Annotated in this window: 15 protein-coding genes; 7 read left to right on the top strand and 8 right to left on the bottom strand. The window is 44.5% G+C overall.

Annotated features, from left to right (window positions below; translation table 11 throughout):
* Positions 1-13: 13 nt before the first annotated feature.
* On the top strand, positions 14-733 hold the full coding sequence (locus tag EO131_RS06200; RefSeq protein ID WP_127019957.1) for a dienelactone hydrolase family protein: 720 nt from the start codon (positions 14-16) through the stop codon (positions 731-733).
* Here the strand turns inward: EO131_RS06200 and EO131_RS06205 are convergent.
* The 5 genes from EO131_RS06205 to EO131_RS06225 all read right to left on the bottom strand — a co-directional run bounded on the left by EO131_RS06205 (position 692) and on the right by EO131_RS06225 (position 6,612).
* Complete coding sequence (locus EO131_RS06205) at positions 692-1,201, bottom strand: DoxX family protein (RefSeq protein WP_206512849.1); 510 nt, start codon at positions 1,199-1,201, stop codon at positions 692-694. The genes EO131_RS06200 and EO131_RS06205 overlap by 42 nt on opposite strands.
* A gap of 11 nt (positions 1,202-1,212) precedes the next feature.
* Positions 1,213-3,828, bottom strand: coding sequence for a TonB-dependent receptor (locus EO131_RS06210; RefSeq protein ID WP_164731626.1), 2,616 nt, complete (start codon positions 3,826-3,828; stop codon positions 1,213-1,215).
* Between the two features lie 109 nt (positions 3,829-3,937).
* Positions 3,938-5,083 (bottom strand): hypothetical protein, encoded by a 1,146-nt coding sequence (locus tag EO131_RS06215; RefSeq protein ID WP_127019961.1) that lies wholly within the window; start codon positions 5,081-5,083, stop codon positions 3,938-3,940.
* A gap of 189 nt (positions 5,084-5,272) precedes the next feature.
* Positions 5,273-5,884, bottom strand: coding sequence for a trimeric intracellular cation channel family protein (locus tag EO131_RS06220; protein ID WP_127019963.1), 612 nt, complete (start codon positions 5,882-5,884; stop codon positions 5,273-5,275).
* A 2-nt stretch (positions 5,885-5,886) separates the two neighbouring features.
* Complete coding sequence (locus EO131_RS06225) at positions 5,887-6,612, bottom strand: RDD family protein (RefSeq protein WP_127019965.1); 726 nt, start codon at positions 6,610-6,612, stop codon at positions 5,887-5,889.
* A gap of 35 nt (positions 6,613-6,647) precedes the next feature.
* On the opposite strand from EO131_RS06225, the gene EO131_RS06230 reads away from it, so the two are divergent.
* From EO131_RS06230 to EO131_RS06255, 6 genes are read left to right on the top strand one after another with little or no spacing between them, the layout of a single operon-like run.
* Positions 6,648-7,619, top strand: coding sequence for a stage II sporulation protein M (locus EO131_RS06230; RefSeq protein ID WP_127019967.1), 972 nt, complete (start codon positions 6,648-6,650; stop codon positions 7,617-7,619).
* The gene (locus EO131_RS06235; RefSeq protein WP_127019968.1) at positions 7,600-8,541 is read left to right on the top strand and encodes a hypothetical protein; all 942 of its coding nucleotides are present in this window, start codon (positions 7,600-7,602) and stop codon (positions 8,539-8,541) included. The genes EO131_RS06230 and EO131_RS06235 overlap by 20 nt, the downstream gene beginning before the upstream one ends.
* A gap of 8 nt (positions 8,542-8,549) precedes the next feature.
* Complete coding sequence (locus tag EO131_RS06240) at positions 8,550-9,257, top strand: DUF4129 domain-containing protein (RefSeq protein WP_127019970.1); 708 nt, start codon at positions 8,550-8,552, stop codon at positions 9,255-9,257.
* 2 nt (positions 9,258-9,259) lie between these two features.
* A complete protein-coding gene (locus EO131_RS06245; protein WP_127019972.1) occupies positions 9,260-10,471 on the top strand; it encodes a DUF4350 domain-containing protein in 1,212 nt (403 codons plus the stop codon).
* Between the two features lie 3 nt (positions 10,472-10,474).
* On the top strand, positions 10,475-11,473 hold the full coding sequence (locus EO131_RS06250; RefSeq protein WP_127019974.1) for an AAA family ATPase: 999 nt from the start codon (positions 10,475-10,477) through the stop codon (positions 11,471-11,473).
* 50 nt (positions 11,474-11,523) lie between these two features.
* Complete coding sequence (locus EO131_RS06255) at positions 11,524-12,813, top strand: DUF58 domain-containing protein (protein ID WP_164731627.1); 1,290 nt, start codon at positions 11,524-11,526, stop codon at positions 12,811-12,813.
* On the opposite strand, the gene EO131_RS06260 is transcribed toward EO131_RS06255, so the two are convergent.
* The 3 genes from EO131_RS06260 to mnmA all read right to left on the bottom strand — a co-directional run bounded on the left by EO131_RS06260 (position 12,806) and on the right by mnmA (position 15,591).
* On the bottom strand, positions 12,806-13,282 hold the full coding sequence (locus EO131_RS06260) for a YfiM family lipoprotein (protein ID WP_206512850.1): 477 nt from the start codon (positions 13,280-13,282) through the stop codon (positions 12,806-12,808). The genes EO131_RS06255 and EO131_RS06260 overlap by 8 nt on opposite strands.
* A gap of 49 nt (positions 13,283-13,331) precedes the next feature.
* The gene (locus tag EO131_RS06265; protein WP_127019978.1) at positions 13,332-14,273 is read right to left on the bottom strand and encodes an NAD(P)H-dependent flavin oxidoreductase; all 942 of its coding nucleotides are present in this window, start codon (positions 14,271-14,273) and stop codon (positions 13,332-13,334) included.
* Positions 14,274-14,400: 127 nt separating this feature from the next.
* Positions 14,401-15,591 carry a tRNA 2-thiouridine(34) synthase MnmA gene (gene mnmA / locus EO131_RS06270; protein ID WP_127019980.1) on the bottom strand — a complete coding sequence of 397 codons (1,191 nt, stop codon included), beginning with the start codon at positions 15,589-15,591 and terminating at the stop codon, positions 14,401-14,403.
* Positions 15,592-15,727: the final 136 nt, after the last annotated feature.

The raw sequence follows: 15,727 nt of genomic DNA on the forward strand, positions 1-15,727 counted from the left end.
CAACAAACTCAAAATGATTACAACCCAAGAATTTAGCTACAAGGGTCTTGGGCAAACCTTTCAGGGGGTTATTGCCTATGATGAGGCCCAAAAAGGAAAACGACCCGTGGTCATGGTCTCCCATACCTGGGTAGGCCAATCCCAATTTGAAGTGGAAAAGGCCGAGGCATTGGCGGAACAAGGTTATCTGGCCTTTGCCATCGATGTGTATGGCCAAGGCAGAAGAGCCAAGGATGCCACAGAAGCAGAGGAAATTATGAACGAAATGTTGGCCGATCGACAGGAACTGCTCAACCGATTGCTGTTGGCCATGGAAGAAATAAAAAAACATGAGTTGGCCGACGCTGCCCAAGTAGCCATTATCGGTTTTTGCTTTGGAGGTAAATGTGCTTTGGACTTGGCGCGATCCGGAGTGAATATTAAAGGATCCGTATGCTTCCACGGTATATTCGACCCACCGGGGTTGGAGCAGGAAGAAGACATCAAGGCCCGAATTTTGGTACTGCATGGTTGGGAAGATCCCCTTGCCTTTCCGAAGGACATCGTGGCCCTTGGCTATGAGCTCACGGAGCGCAATGCTATTTGGGAAATGGATGTATTTGGCCATACGGGACACGCCTTCACCAATCCCAACGCGAATGCTCCGGACCAGGGCATGATGTTCAATCCATTGGCCAACGATCGCTCTTGGCTACGAATGACGCACTTTTTTAAAGAAATCTTTGCCAATTAATTGAAACTTCGGCGATGTGTTTTCATCGGTATCCATTACCGTTTTGGGTACCCTGGCTTCCTTTGGACTTGGCCGAAGCGACAACAGGGCCGCAATGATGATAAGGTTCTTGATGATGTACTGTCCCACCAAGGTCAAAACAAACGGGCCTTGACCAAAGGTCTCGTTGGGAAAGAAAAGCAACGGGGTAAAGGTCAGCACCATATGCGCCAAGGCAATATAAATAGCCGTTCTTCGAAACAGGTTGAAAATCAACAGCAACCCCAAGCCTACTTCCCATATGGCAAGGAGGATAATGGAGAGACGTTCGTTAATCAATCCAAAGGTGAGGTGATCGATGGTGTTTCTTGCCAAATCCTCTGCCGGACTCAGGTGTGGGACAAATTTTAATGCACCGAACCAAAGGTAGACCAAACCAATGGCTACTGAAATTAAACAATCATTGTTTAGTTTTTTTGTGGTTTTCATAATGGTAAAAGTTAAATTTTCAAGTTGATTCCAAAAATGACCTGACGAAAACCGCCAGCAAAAATTCCTGAGGTGGCCCTGTTCAATCTTGAGGCCCGGTACAGCTTATTTGTAATGTTCTTGCCGTTTACATATACCGTTGCGTCCGTTTTGTTCCCAATGGTAAAATCGTAGTTGACGTAGGCATCTACCGTGGTAAAAGAAGGTAACTCCCCTATGGCTCCATCGGCCGATTCTGAGATAAAATTGTGGAACTCCGTGAACTGCTTGCCCACGTGGTGCACGTTGAAACCACTGGAAAGACCCATCCAATCGTAACTTAATCCAAGGCTCATATTAATCTTGGGTGTATAGGGTGCTTCCGCATCGGAAATTCCAGCATCACCAAAGGTGATCACACTCTTTGTGATAGTATTAAAATCAGTGGTATTGATTGTTGCATCGGTCAATAAACTCTCTCCACCACCTTCATCCACATACACTTCAAAGGCATCCCTGTTGGCATTTACTTTTTGAATATATTCATTTTGGGTTGCCGCACTGTGGATTACCTGAGAAAACAAATCCTTGTCCTCCAGTTTACCCTCGATCACCTTGGACTGCATGTAGGTCAAATTCCCTAAAAAATGGAGTTGATGCCCCTTGGTATTGAACAATTCTAGGTTAAGGGCCATTTCCAAACCATGCACATTAATTTTACCCAATTCGGTGAATAGCTCGTTCCGACCTCCTGCATAAAAATTTCTACTGGCATTGTGAAAATAGGTGACCTGACCTTGTACACAGTTGTTCAACAGACTGCCCCGCCAACCCAATTCCTTGTTCCAGCTTAATTCCGGTTTAATATTGATGGATTGACCGGCCAGGGGATTGGTCACTACTCCATTTTGTTCCACCAAAAACCCAAAAACTTTGGATGGGGCGATCATTCCTTCATACACACTTCCAAAAAGCTCACTTTCCTTAAGTTGCATGTTTAATGATATCCCCGGTAAAAATTGATTGTACACATTAGGCTCCCTTCCGTCAGAAGTACTTTGTAGATTAGGATTTTGAGCCAATGCCATCAAATCTTGTCGGTACATATCCACATGCTCAAATCGAATGATGGGGACCACTAAAAACTTGCCAAAGTTGAATTCATTTCTAACATATCCGTTCACCGACCAAAGTCTATACCATAGATCTTTTGTGGTTCGCCCACTTCTAGCCCAACGGGAACTATCCGCCACCAAAAACACATCTTTGAATGTTTCCCTGTGCAGATTTATGCCAGTTTCAAATGAGCTGGGCGCATTAAAAGCCTTCCATTTCGACTTTATGGTTTCTTTTAACCCTGACACTCGGTAAATCCAACGACTATCAGTGGTACTTTCACGCCCATCCTGTACCCTACCAACGATCACATAATCTTCGTCACCAAAAGCTTTACCTGCCAAATAGCCGTATCGGTCTGTAAAAATGTTTTCACCAACATAATCCAGGACTTCCGAGGCTCTAACTTTAGCGGTGACCTGTCGCCACCAATCCCTTTCAAAATCGGAAGCATATACCTTTGTGGTAAAACTTAGGTTAGTGTTAGGCAACCATTTGTGAATAATATCCACCCCATACCTCCGCATGGTGAATTGATCCGCATCCAAAGGATTTTGGGTAGCGTCCGTCTCAAAAGTGTAGGGTGTCTGTGAACTTAAAGAAGCCTGGTTATCCTCAAACTGACCGCTGACCTTAAAATACAGAGATTGATTCTCGGATAACTGGGCAAATATCTTGGCGTTCAAGTTCAGGATTTCCACCGATGAATTATCCGTGTAGCCATCAAACTTTTTATATACCCCTTCCACCAAACCCCCAACCTGGTTCCAGGTTCCACCATAGGAAAACAAACCTGAGGCATAATTGCGTTGACCTCCCGTTAATTTTACACGAACCGTCGGTTTTTGGGGTGGCAAGGCCGTGATATAGTTCACGGCACCGTACATATTGTTTGGACCATATTTCAAAAGATCTGCCCCTTTGTACACTTCAATAGAGGTAATACGATCGCTCACAGGATTGTAATAGGCCCCCGGAGCAATGTATGGAGCAGGTGCCGAGGGAGTTCCATCTTCCATGAGCAACACTTTTTTGGACCTTCGACCCCATGAACCCCTTATACTGATATTGGGCCGATTGGACAATCCCATATCACCCACAATGTTTACCCCAGGAACGGTGCGTAAAACTTCTTCGGTACTTACGGGGTTTATATTTTGTAAGGTAACGGGGTTGATACGAAAATTGCTCCCAACAAATTCGCTTTTAAAGTTTTTTGGGGAAGCACTTACAATTACCTCATCCAAGGTAGTGTTCGATCTAGTAAGGGCAATGGTTCCAAAATTCAATTTTATGTTGGACAGATTGATCTCCTTTTGTTCATAGCCCAAATATTTAATCAGAAGGAACCTATCATCCTTATTTATAAGTATATCAAATTGTCCATAATCATCGGTAAGTGTTCCCCTTCCACCAGGCTCCACAACGATTTGGGCGCCCAATAGCGGTTGACCATCGGCAGCATCAACTACTTTGCCTTTTACTAATTTTTGGGAATGACAGACAAACCCAACGATAAAGAAGATCAGCAAGATCCGTTTGAAAAATTGAGGTTTAAATCCAATGCACATTGGCTAGTAACACTATATTCGTAATCAATTATTGGGAGGAAGACCGACATGCGTGGTCTTCCTCTTTGGTTTAGTTTTTAAATTCATTCATCAACTCGGGATCTACTTTTACCTTTTTGTTGGCAAAGCGATACGAAATGCCCAAATTGATCAAATAATCGGCAAAAGCCGCATCACCGTTCCGTGGATTTCCAGTTAATTCCTCTGTCTGCTTGTCCGTCACACTTTGTGGACGCTCCCTGCGAACTGCAAAAGGCACATTCAGATTTAGGGCAAAATTGTTTTTCATGAAGGCAATTCCTGGATCAATGGACAAGACGTTTCCGGGCCGTCTGAACCCTTCGTTGCCTCCAATCAAATCCTTAACCGGCACACCCTCATACCTTGCGCCCAACGACGTGGAAATGGTATTGCTTATTGCATAGCTGGCACCGGCACGCACTGAAAACTGATCGGGCACCGCCATAATGGCCTCGTTTTGCAAAATGGGGCTCAACGTTTCCCGAAACGTTCGGGTACCATTCGTTTCTCTCGGGTTGATCAAATAAAAGCCGCCACCATAAGCAAAAAACTTTTCGGCCAATTTGTGATAGAATTGAAAATCCACTGTGATTCCAAAACCACCATCCCCTGGTTGAATGCTTTGATCTACGGGACGAACTTGGGGACTTCCTTCTGGACCAACGTTGTAAAATATATCGGAAGCATTGTAATTGCCCGTTGGCAATTTGAGTCCCAAGCCCAAGGCCAAATTCCCGTTTTGATGCTCGACCGGGTCAAATACCCAATAGCCCACTCCTACCCGGATATCGGCCAACCCCCTCGAAAAAGTGGTGTTTCGTTCTTCACGGCCGTGTTCGTAGAGCGATGATCGTGTATTGATGACCGTTGGAATGGTGATACTGGTGTATATTCTATTGGAAATACCATAGGTTAAAAAGAAGTCCCAGGAATGCGAATGGTTGATCACTTCAGAGCCATTGGCCACACGATCAGGTTCTTCTTCAGTGCCCCGGAAATGTCTAAAGGATTTAAAATAACGGTAATTGGTTCCTATTTGAATATCTCCGGGACCCAATAGGTTACTTTCCAGCGTATTCCCCACACAGGAAGAAAAATGCCGAATGGCCACACAGCCTTGCGCTTGGGTTGATTGAATTGCAAAAAAGGAAATGGCAATAATACTTAATTTAATAAGTGATTGTGGTGTTCTCATTTGGTTGTGATTGATTGGTTTTAGGGTCTTTTAAGGATGATCGTTCCTACACCGGTGACCAGTGTGGCAACCAAAGTAGAATTATACCGCTTGGGACAAGACTAACGAAAGTGTAATAAAACTTAACCAACGGTTAATCACCCTAACCAAAGGTTAATCACTATTGAAGAAAAGTTAGCCAATGTAAGGTTAAGCTTGTTTCCGATAAATATTGGGAAGGCTAATACCAAATTTTACCGCCAACAACCGCAAAGAAATCACAACACAAATAGCGGCGATATAGGCATAGGTTTCATGAAGGGCGAGTTTAACCAATAGAAAATAACTAGCACCGCCCACAATACAGGCAGTGGCATAGATTTCCTTCCGAAAGATCACGGGAATTTCATTGCAGAGAATATCGCGGATAACGCCACCAAAACAGGCTGTCATGGTACCCAGAAAGATACACATGATGGGCAAAAGCTCTGCTTCCAACCCTTTTTCAACACCCAACATAGTGTACAGTCCAATGCCAATTGTATCGAACAAAAAAAGGGATTTACGAAGATATTTCAATTGCTTGACAAACAAGATGGCAAAAACCACGGTGATAAAAATGGTGCTCACATAGGTAAGGTCCCGCATCCATGCCACAGGGGTGTTCCCAATTAACAAATCCCTAAGGGTACCGCCGCCGATTGCGGTCACAAAGGCAATGATCAATACCCCGAACAAGTCCAGCCGCTTTTCCATCGCCACCAGCACACCCGATATGGCAAAGGCCACGGTTCCCAAAATGTCAATGGTTTGGTACAGCATGCCTACATTTTTTGGGTGTAATAATTATAGTCTTTCAGCACCGTATCCAAATACGGCACATCATAGAGGGAAGAATTGGTTTTCAGAATACTGTCCACCTTCACCCGAAGCGCGGTCAATGTTTTGAAATCCCCACTCCTTTTGGCAATCAGATAGGTCTCCTTGATCAAACGCACATCTTTATCGGTCAGCAAGGTCACATTGGTGAATTGGGGCACGTACTCCTCCTCCACTTCTTCCAAAATGGTATGGGTGACCTTGGTTTTCTTCTTGGTACTGATCACCACCGTACCGGCAGCGGCATCGCCCACGCGCTGTCTTTTTTCTGAAAACAAAATGCTCAAAATCCCAATGGAACCCAAAAAAATCCAAATATCGACCAAACGGAGCATCCAACGCACCAACAAATTGCTCCAGTGCACCGGAGTGCCATCCAAACGCACCACCCGCATCTTCATCAACATTTTACCTACGGTTTGCCCGTTGAACAAGCTGTGCATCAACAAGGAATAGAACATGGCCGGTAAAAAAATCAGGGCCGCCAAACCCCGTTGGGTCCAAGTATCCTCATAAATAAATCCAATGACATTGCTGATCACACTTACCAGATAGGCATACATGTAGAGGATAAGTCCATCGATTAAAAAAGCAACTATTCGCTCTCCGAGGCCAACGATTTTATAATCTAGGTTGACATTTTGCGTTGTATTGATTTGGAGGTTACCCATATAACCGTATTTTTAGATTTTAGGAAATTCCACGTATGCGCGAAGCTGCCTTTGTGAAACAAAATAAGGAAAAATGGATTGCTTTTGAAAAAGCAATTGCATCCCGTTCCCATACCGATCCCGATGCCTTGGTGGATGGCTACATCCAACTGACCAACGATCTGGCCTACGCGCAGACCTATTACGCTGAAAGCAAGACTTTATTGTACTTGAACTCACTGGCTTCTCAGGCACACCAAAAAATTTATAAGAACAAAAAAGAATCGGGTAACCGTATCTTGGAATTTTGGGGCAAGGAGTTCCCTTTGTTTTTTAGACAATACCACAAGACCCTGCTCATCGCATTTCTGATCTTTGGGGTGGCCACCGCCATTGGTGCCCTTTCGGCCCTCAATGATTCCACTTTTGTACGTTTGATATTGGGGGACGCCTATGTAAATGAGACCCTAAATAACATCGCTATGGGCGAACCCACAGCCATCTATAAAAGCGGAAGTGAAATCGGGACTTTTTTGGGCATAACCATCAATAATATACGCGTGGGATTTTTGGCATTTGCCTTTGGAGTGATCACCAGCATTGGCACAGCCTATATTCTGTTTAGCAACGGGGTCATGTTGGGTGCCTTTATCACATTCTTTTACACCAAAGGTGTATTTTTTGAGGCAAACCGACAGATTTGGCTCCATGGCACCATTGAAATATCGGTGATCATCATTGCAGGATGTGCGGGATTGATCATGGGCAACAGTATTTTGTTCCCCAAAACCTATTCGCGAAGGGTCTCGTTCATGAAAGGCGCCAAGGATGGGTTGAAGGTCGTGGTAAGCACCATCCCCTTTTTCATTATTGCGGGGTTTATCGAAGGATTCATTACCCGCTACGCCGAAATGCCCGACTGGATGGCGTATTTGATCATTGGCGGCTCATTGGTTTTGATTGTTTTCTATTATATCCTATACCCTATCTTACTAAACCGAAAAGTACATGAAGGACAAATACATTGAACTCCGGGTCAACCGTGACTTCGGGGACATCCTTTCCGTTTATTTTGATTTTCTTCGGCAGAACCTGAAAAAGTTCACCAATGTGTTTCTTAGCTATAACGGTATTTTCTTGATCGGCCTATTGATCACCAGTTATTTTTTGGTGTCCGGTTTTGTGGGCATGATCACCGATGGCTATAACCAATATGGGGTAAGTGCCGATCCGGGCAATACAGAAACCTATGTCACTTATTTGATAACGGGTTTTGTCCTTTTTGCGTTGATTTTTATTGTTGTGGCAGGGTTCAACTATAGTTTGAGCTCTTCCTATTTGGTGAAATATGAAGAACACAAAGGAATAGATTTTGACAAAAGGGAGGTATGGCAGCACACCAAGAAAAACTTGGGGAATACGTTGGTGTTCATTCTCTTGTTGATTCCCATCTACTTCGTCTTTTTTATTGTGGCCTTTATCATGGCCCTCATCCCGTTACTGGGCATGATTGCCCAATACATCCTCCAATTTGCGATAACCGCTTGGATCGGGGTTTCCTTTTTCAGCATGATCAGCCAAAATAAGGGAGTGATAGAAGGGTTTTCCGAAGGTCGGAATTTGGTCATGAACAATTTTTGGCGATCGGTAGGGGTCAATTTTATTTTGGGATTGCTGAACGGCCTGCTGTTCTTCATTATTTTGATGGTTCCTGGCATCATCATAGGTATCTACACCTTTCATGTAGTGGAAAATAATGTTGAAGTGGGCACTTCGGTGGTCGCCACTGTGATCTATACCTTGGGCACCTGCTTATTGCTTATTTTGATGGTGTATGCCCAGTGCCTTTCCCAATTTGTGAACGGGGTGCTTTTTTATGCCCTTCATGAAAAAACCTATAACATCAACACAAGAAGCAAAATCGAACAGATAGGTCAAACGGAACAGTGAGCAATCGGTTGTACATAGTAATTTTTTTCCTCTGGGTAGGATTGGGGTATGCCCAAAACGATACCATTGTATTGCCCGAAGATCAAAATTCGGTACTGACGGAACGAAAACTATCCGATAGTCTTAACCAAAAATACACGGGGGAAGAATTTGACTATGATGTAAAAACGGGAGAATCGGCCAACCTCCTCAGTAGGGCCATTCGTTGGTTCCTGAATTTGGTCAGCAACACCTTTGGTTTCGACATATCGCCACGGACGTTATTGATTTTGGAGTACATCATTTACGCCCTTATGGGCGCCTTGGTGATCTACTTGCTGGTTCGCATGTTCGTTAACGAACAGTTCAATGCCATTTTTACCAAAAAGGCCAAATCCATTATCGATATTGACCTTTCCGAACAACATATTGAGTCCATCGATTTGGATGCCTTGATGAACGATGCCCTAAAAAACAAAGATTATCGCTTGGCGGTGCGCTATCAATTTTTGAAACTATTGAAACTTTTGTCCCAACAAAACCTGATTGCCTGGCATTTTGATAAGACCAATTCAGACTATCAACGGGAAATAAAGGAGGGCCAACTCCAGCAAGAGTTCAAGAAAGCAACCTATCTCTACGAACACATTTGGTACGGGGAGCAGCCCTTGGACGAATCGGGCTACCAAAAAACCGATGAACGGTTCAACAAACTTAAAAACCTGATTACACGCTGAGCATGGACCGGAGATCGAAAATAATCATCGTGGTTTTTATAGTGGTGATGCTGGGCATCATCGTTACAGAAATTGTGCGTCCCAAACCCATCAATTGGCGGCCATCGTACACTGCGGTGGACAAAATCCCGTTTGGTTGCTTTGTGCTGTACAACGAACTACCAACCATTTTCCCGGAAAGCACTATTGAAACCGTTCAGGAAAGTGTGTACGATGTGTTAACGGAACGTGATACCCTGCAGGCAGCCAATTACATATTCATAAATGAATATATTGATTTGGACACGCAGGAAACCCATCAATTGTTGGATTTTGTCAATCAGGGCAATACCGTGTTCATTGCGGCCACCGGTTTTGGTTGGGAGTTGATGGATACGTTAAATATTGACATTGGTTCCGATTATTCGTTACAGGAAGGTACGGCTACCTTGGACTTGACTCACGATGCGTTTACTGATCGTACCTATGAGCTGTCGCGTGGTGTGTTCAATTCCCATTTTACCAGTGTGGATTCGACCAACACCACTGTTTTGGGACACATTACTTATACCCGTAGCACCTATTTGGACGACAAACCCGAGGAAACCGTGACGCGTCCAAACTTCATCAAAACCAATTTCGGGAAAGGTCAGTTTATTCTTAGCGCCACGCCCCAGGCTTATGCCAATTATTATATGCTTAAAGGCAATGCGGATTATGTTACCCAAACGTTTTCCTATGTAACGGATCGTGAACTGCTGTATTGGGACAATTACAAAAAAGCGGGGCGTGTGATCATCGATTCGCCCATGCGATTTGTATTGAACCAGGCTTCGCTCAAATGGGCCTATTACTTGACCATTTTGGGCATTCTGTTGTTTGTGCTGTTCAAGGGGAAAAGGGAGCAGCGCATCATTCCCGTGGTGGAACCCTTAAAAAATTCCTCCGTGGAATTTGCCAAAGCGGTAGGTTCCTTGTACCATCAAAATAAGGACTACACCGATTTGATCCATAAAAAAATCAATTACTTTTTGGCCGATGTCCGCAACCACTATCATGTGGATACCGCCCAAATGAATGAGCGTACCATACAACTGTTGGCCGCCAAGTCGGGCAAAGATCTGGACCAGACCAAAAAATTGATCGAATACATTATCCGATTGAAAAACAAAAGCTCGCACACCGAGCAGGAAAGTATAGAACTCAATAAAAAAATAACCGCATTTAAGCAGTGATCTATGGAAGAACAAGAAACACAAGACGACGGACTTCAGTTTAATTCCCGAGTGGACCTGACCAAACTTCAGGAAGCTGTGGGCCAGATAAAATCTGAATTGGGCAAAGTGATCATCGGGCAACAGGACATGATCGAATTGTTGATCATCTCCATTTTGGCCGATGGACATTCGTTGATAGAAGGTGTCCCCGGAGTGGCCAAAACAGTGACCGCCAAACTATTGGCCAAAACCATGAACGTGGATTTCAGTCGGATTCAGTTTACGCCCGATTTAATGCCCAGTGATATTTTGGGGACTTCCATCTTCAATGTGAAAACTTCGGAGTTTGAGTTCAAGAAAGGCCCCTTGTTCTCCAACATCATTTTGATCGACGAGATCAACCGTGCCCCGGCCAAAACCCAAGCTGCCTTATTCGAGGCCATGGCCGAACGGCAGATTACCATGGATGGCATCGAGTATGGCATGCAGCCTCCCTTTTTGGTGTTTGCCACCCAAAACCCCATTGAACAGGAAGGCACGTATCGCTTGCCAGAGGCCCAATTGGACCGATTCCTCTTCAAGATCAATGTGTACTACCCAAGCCTGGAAGAAGAAATCCAAATTCTGGAAAGCAAGCATGAACAAAAGACCAAAGTGGAGGAAGATTTGGTAAGTACCTTGCTATCGGCAGCCGAGATAGCGGAATATCAAAATACCATAAGGTCCATTATAGTGGAGAAGAATCTTCTGAAATACATAGCATCCATTGTGGACAACACCCGTTCCAATGCCAATTTGTACCTAGGGGCCTCACCACGAGCTTCCATTTCAATCATGGAGGCATCCAAGGCGTTGGCAGCCATCAATGGACGGGATTTTGTAACCCCGGAGGACATTAAAAAAGTAGCTGCCCCTGTTTTGGCACACCGCATCATGCTCACCCCGGAACGTGAAATGGAAGGGTTGACCGCGGAGCAAGTGGTAAAACAGATTGTGGACAGCATTGAAATTCCAAGATAATCCCCGTGAAAAAAATCTTTAGGCCCATATATCTTCAAAAACGGTTCTTCATGGTCTTAACGACCTTAGTGGCTGGCTTTGTGGTTTCCTTTATGGTTCCCAATCTATATGGAGCCCTTAAGATTCTTTTCTTTTTGTTCTGTTTGCTGCTCTTGGTCGACCTGCTTTTGCTTTTTGCATCCAAGGGAAAAATTGAAGGCCATCGCATATTGACCGACAAACTTTCCAACGGGGATGAAAATTTGATTCAATTGCAGTTAGGAAACACCTATCTCTTCCCAGTGACGCTAAAAATCATTGATGAAATTCCCATCCAATTTCAAAAACGGGATTTTGGTCTACAAAGTAAACTGAACAAGGGGCAGGCCAAACTATACCAATACCACCTTCGACCCACAGAACGTGGCGTGTATTCCTTTGGAAGCCTAAATGTTTTCGCGATATCCCCGATTGGTTTTTTGGCCAAAAAATATAGGTTCGACCAAGAACAGGAAGTGCCTGTTTATCCCTCCTTTTTGCAATTGCAGAAATACGACCTCATCGCTTTCACCAACCGATTACACGAATATGGCTTGAAAAAAATCCGACGGATCGGGCATACCATGGAGTTCGAACAAATCAAGGATTATGTTTTGGGCGATGACATCCGTAACATCAACTGGAAAGCGACCGCCAAACGCAGCCAATTGATGGTGAACCAATATCAGGATGAAAAATCGCAGCCTATCTATTCGGTCATCGATAAAGGACGGGTAATGAAAATGCCCTTCAACGGCCTGAGCCTTTTGGATTATGCCATCAACGCCACCTTGGTGATCAGCAACATCGCCTTGAAAAAACAGGATAAAGCCGGGATGTTCTCCTTCAGCGATAAAATCGAAAACAGGGTGGTCGCAGAGCGACGCAGTTCACAAATGAACTTGATTTTGGAAACGCTTTATAATCTGGAGACCAATTTTATCGAAAGTGATTTCAGCAGATTGTATGTGGATGTGAAACGTAGCCTGAACCAGCGCAGCCTACTCTTGCTCTACACCAATTTTGAAACCTTGGATGCGCTGCACCGACAGCTCCCCTATTTGGTGGCCATGGCCAAGCAACACCTTTTGGTGGTGATTTTTTTCGAGAATACCGAACTGAATGAATTTGCCACCCAAAAAGCGGAGACGGTCCATCAAATTTTTGAACAGACGATAGCCGAAAAATTCATTTATGAGAAGAAATTGATCGTGAACGAATTACGCAAACATGGTATACAAACCATCTTGACCAAGCCCGAGGACCTGACCATTAATACCATCAACAAATATTTGGAAATTAAGGCGCGTGGGCTTATTTAAGATCCGCCAGTTGCGAAGAAAGCCCGAGTGTATTCAAACTGGGCAACTTTCCTTCGAAGAATACCAGTTCCGTTTTGGGCTCTGGAATCAGTAGTTTGTTCTTTTTCGATTTTCGGTGGGCATAGCTGCCACGAAGCCGTTTTTTATCATCCTTTTTAGCGAAAAGGTCAATCGTCACACCCACTGTTACACCACCCAAAATGGTAGCTGCGAGATCATCATTGTCCCATCCATTGTTGCTCTGGCCTGCATCAACGGTTTCCTTGGCCAACCCGATCAGGGTGCTTCCTGCCACGGAACCCACAAAGGTCCAAATACGATTACCATCAGAAGCTTGCTTAGCGATACCGGCTCCGGCCAAACCAAATAAATTTCCTCCCAAAAAATGAAGGGCTTTGTCCCGTTCCACTTGCCCATGGCAATGCAGAGCGAGCACAAAAAGGAGTAGTGTGGGGATTAGTGTTCTCATTGCGCAGCGTAAATGTATCAAAAGTTTCGTAAACTTTTAACGCAAAGTGCTAATAGTCTTGAATTTCCGCTTTGGCGGCATGGAATTCCGCCATCAGATCGTTTACGATTTGTGCAGCAGGCTTAATGTCATGGATCAATCCCGATACTTGGCCAATTTCCAGTTCCCCTTCCTCGGTATCGCCTTCGAACATGCCTTTTTTTGCCCTTCCCCTTCCCAACAAGGCTTTCAGTTCTTCCACCGATGCCCCTTTGGCATAAGCGGCTTGCACATCGCTATAAAATTTATTTTTCAACAATCGAACAGGGGCCAATTCCTTTAGTGTCAGATGGGTATCCCCTTCTTGTGCATTGACCACCCATTGTTTAAAGATATTATGGGAAGAAGCTTCGGGACTCGCCACAAACCGGCTTCCGACCTGCACCCCATCGGCACCAAGTACCATGGCGGCCAACATGGCCCTCCCTGTGGCAATGCCCCCTGCAGCAATCAAGGGAATATTAATTTTTTCCTTCACGGATGGAATCAGTACCATGGTGGTGGTCTCGTCCCTACCGTTGTGTCCACCAGCTTCAAAACCTTCGGCGACAACAGCATCCACCCCAGCTTCCTGTGCTTTTAGGGCAAATTTGACACTGCTTACCACATGCACCACGGTTGTCCCCTTTTCCTGAAGAAAAGTGGTCCAAGTTTTTGGATTACCGGCCGAGGTAAACACGATTTTTACCCCTTGGTCCACGATAATTTGCATCAACTGTTCAATATCGGGATACAACATGGGCACGTTCACCCCAAAAGGTTTGTCGGTAGCCTTCTTGCACTTTTCTATATGCTCCTTCAAAACCTCAGGATACATACTACCCGCCCCGATGAGCCCCAATCCCCCGGCATTGGATACGGCTGAGGCCAAGCGCCAACCACTGGCCCAGACCATGCCGCCTTGCACTATGGGATACTCAATACCGAAAAGTTGGGTGATTTTATTTTGCATGAAGTATTCTACCTAAATTTTGCAATGGGTCAAACTGAACTTGTTTCAGTTTCCCATCAAAATAAAAAATAATATTCAAAGGATTCTGAAATAAATTCAGAATGACGCTGAGATACACAATAAGTTGTTACGAAATCACCCCAGAACCTACCAATTCTTCGCCCACATACCAAGCTACAAATTGCCCTTCGGTAATGGCGGATTGCGCTTCCTTAAAATCCACATACAATCCATTCTCTACTTTGTAGAGAGTCGCTTGCTGCAAAGGCTGGCGATAACGGATACGAGCCATCACTTCCATGGTTTCATCCGGTTGTAAAACCAAATCGGGTCGCACCCAATGTAGTTCATCTTCCTTCACAAAAAGGGTATGTCTGAACAATCCCGGATGAGTCTTGCCCTGTCCGGTATAGATGATATTTTTATCCACGTCGGTTTCGATCACAAACAAAGGTTCCTTGGTACCTCCAACGTTCAATCCCTTGCGTTGCCCAATGGTAAAATAATGCGCCCCTTGATGCTCGCCAACCACTTTGCCATCCTCTAGGGAGTACTCCGGTTTGGCAGCTTGAAAAGCCAACTTCTCCTTTTCGTTATGAAATTCGGGCGTGGCCACTGCAAATTGCGAGGCTGTACTGGGCACTTCCACGATCACCCCTTTTTTGGGTTTCAACTTTTGTTGCAAAAAATCGGGCAGATGTACTTTGCCCACAAAGCAGAGCCCTTGGGAATCCTTTTTGTCGGCAGTGATCAAATTATGTTCCGCGGCTATTTGTCGTACCTCAGGTTTCAACAATTCTCCAATGGGAAACAACGTTTTGGCCAATTGCTCTTGCGATAACTGACATAAGAAATAGGATTGGTCCTTATTGGGGTCTTTCCCTGCCAACAACTGATAGGTTTCGGTACCATCTGCATTTTTGATGATGCCTTTCCTGCAATAATGTCCGGTAGCCACATAATCGGCACCCAACTGTAAGGCAATTTTAAGGAACACATCGAACTTGATCTCACGGTTGCAAAGTACGTCCGGATTAGGGGTACGGCCCCTTTCGTATTCATTGAACATATAATCTACGATACGCTCCTTGTATTGGGCACTCAAATCCACGGTCTGGAACGGGATTCCCAATTTTTCAGCCACGATCAATGCATCATTACTATCCTCCAACCATGGACATTCCTCGGAAATGGTCACGGAATCATCATGCCAGTTCTTCATAAAAAGACCAATGACCTCGTAGCCCTGTTCCTTCAAAAGATAAGCAGCAACACTGGAATCCACTCCACCGGAAAGCCCTACAACAACCTTTTTCATTGCAATGATTTAAGGCTACAAAAATACGAAAAGCTTTAGGAAAAAAGCACTCCTATTAGTTAATGAAAAAGACAATTTCCAACTAGCTGGCCCTGATCAAAAAGTGTATTTTGTTAAATTTTTTCAATAAAATGTT

This window comes from Flagellimonas beolgyonensis (genome assembly GCF_003992615.1).
Taxonomy (GTDB): domain Bacteria; phylum Bacteroidota; class Bacteroidia; order Flavobacteriales; family Flavobacteriaceae; genus Flagellimonas; species Flagellimonas beolgyonensis.

Coding starts and splice junctions, on each gene's coding strand:
- EO131_RS06205 (WP_206512849.1), bottom strand. CDS start 1,201: ATGAAAACCACAAAAAAACTAAACAATGATTGTTTAATTTCAGTAGCC.
- EO131_RS06250 (WP_127019974.1), top strand. CDS start 10,475: ATGGAAGAACAAGAAACACAAGACGACGGACTTCAGTTTAATTCCCGA.
- EO131_RS06255 (WP_164731627.1), top strand. CDS start 11,524: ATGGTCTTAACGACCTTAGTGGCTGGCTTTGTGGTTTCCTTTATGGTT.
- EO131_RS06230 (WP_127019967.1), top strand. CDS start 6,648: ATGCGCGAAGCTGCCTTTGTGAAACAAAATAAGGAAAAATGGATTGCT.
- EO131_RS06245 (WP_127019972.1), top strand. CDS start 9,260: ATGGACCGGAGATCGAAAATAATCATCGTGGTTTTTATAGTGGTGATG.
- EO131_RS06215 (WP_127019961.1), bottom strand. CDS start 5,083: ATGAGAACACCACAATCACTTATTAAATTAAGTATTATTGCCATTTCC.
- EO131_RS06265 (WP_127019978.1), bottom strand. CDS start 14,273: ATGCAAAATAAAATCACCCAACTTTTCGGTATTGAGTATCCCATAGTG.
- EO131_RS06235 (WP_127019968.1), top strand. CDS start 7,600: ATGAAGGACAAATACATTGAACTCCGGGTCAACCGTGACTTCGGGGAC.
- EO131_RS06225 (WP_127019965.1), bottom strand. CDS start 6,612: ATGGGTAACCTCCAAATCAATACAACGCAAAATGTCAACCTAGATTAT.
- EO131_RS06260 (WP_206512850.1), bottom strand. CDS start 13,282: ATGAGAACACTAATCCCCACACTACTCCTTTTTGTGCTCGCTCTGCAT.
- EO131_RS06200 (WP_127019957.1), top strand. CDS start 14: ATGATTACAACCCAAGAATTTAGCTACAAGGGTCTTGGGCAAACCTTT.
- EO131_RS06220 (WP_127019963.1), bottom strand. CDS start 5,884: ATGCTGTACCAAACCATTGACATTTTGGGAACCGTGGCCTTTGCCATA.
- mnmA (WP_127019980.1), bottom strand. CDS start 15,591: ATGAAAAAGGTTGTTGTAGGGCTTTCCGGTGGAGTGGATTCCAGTGTT.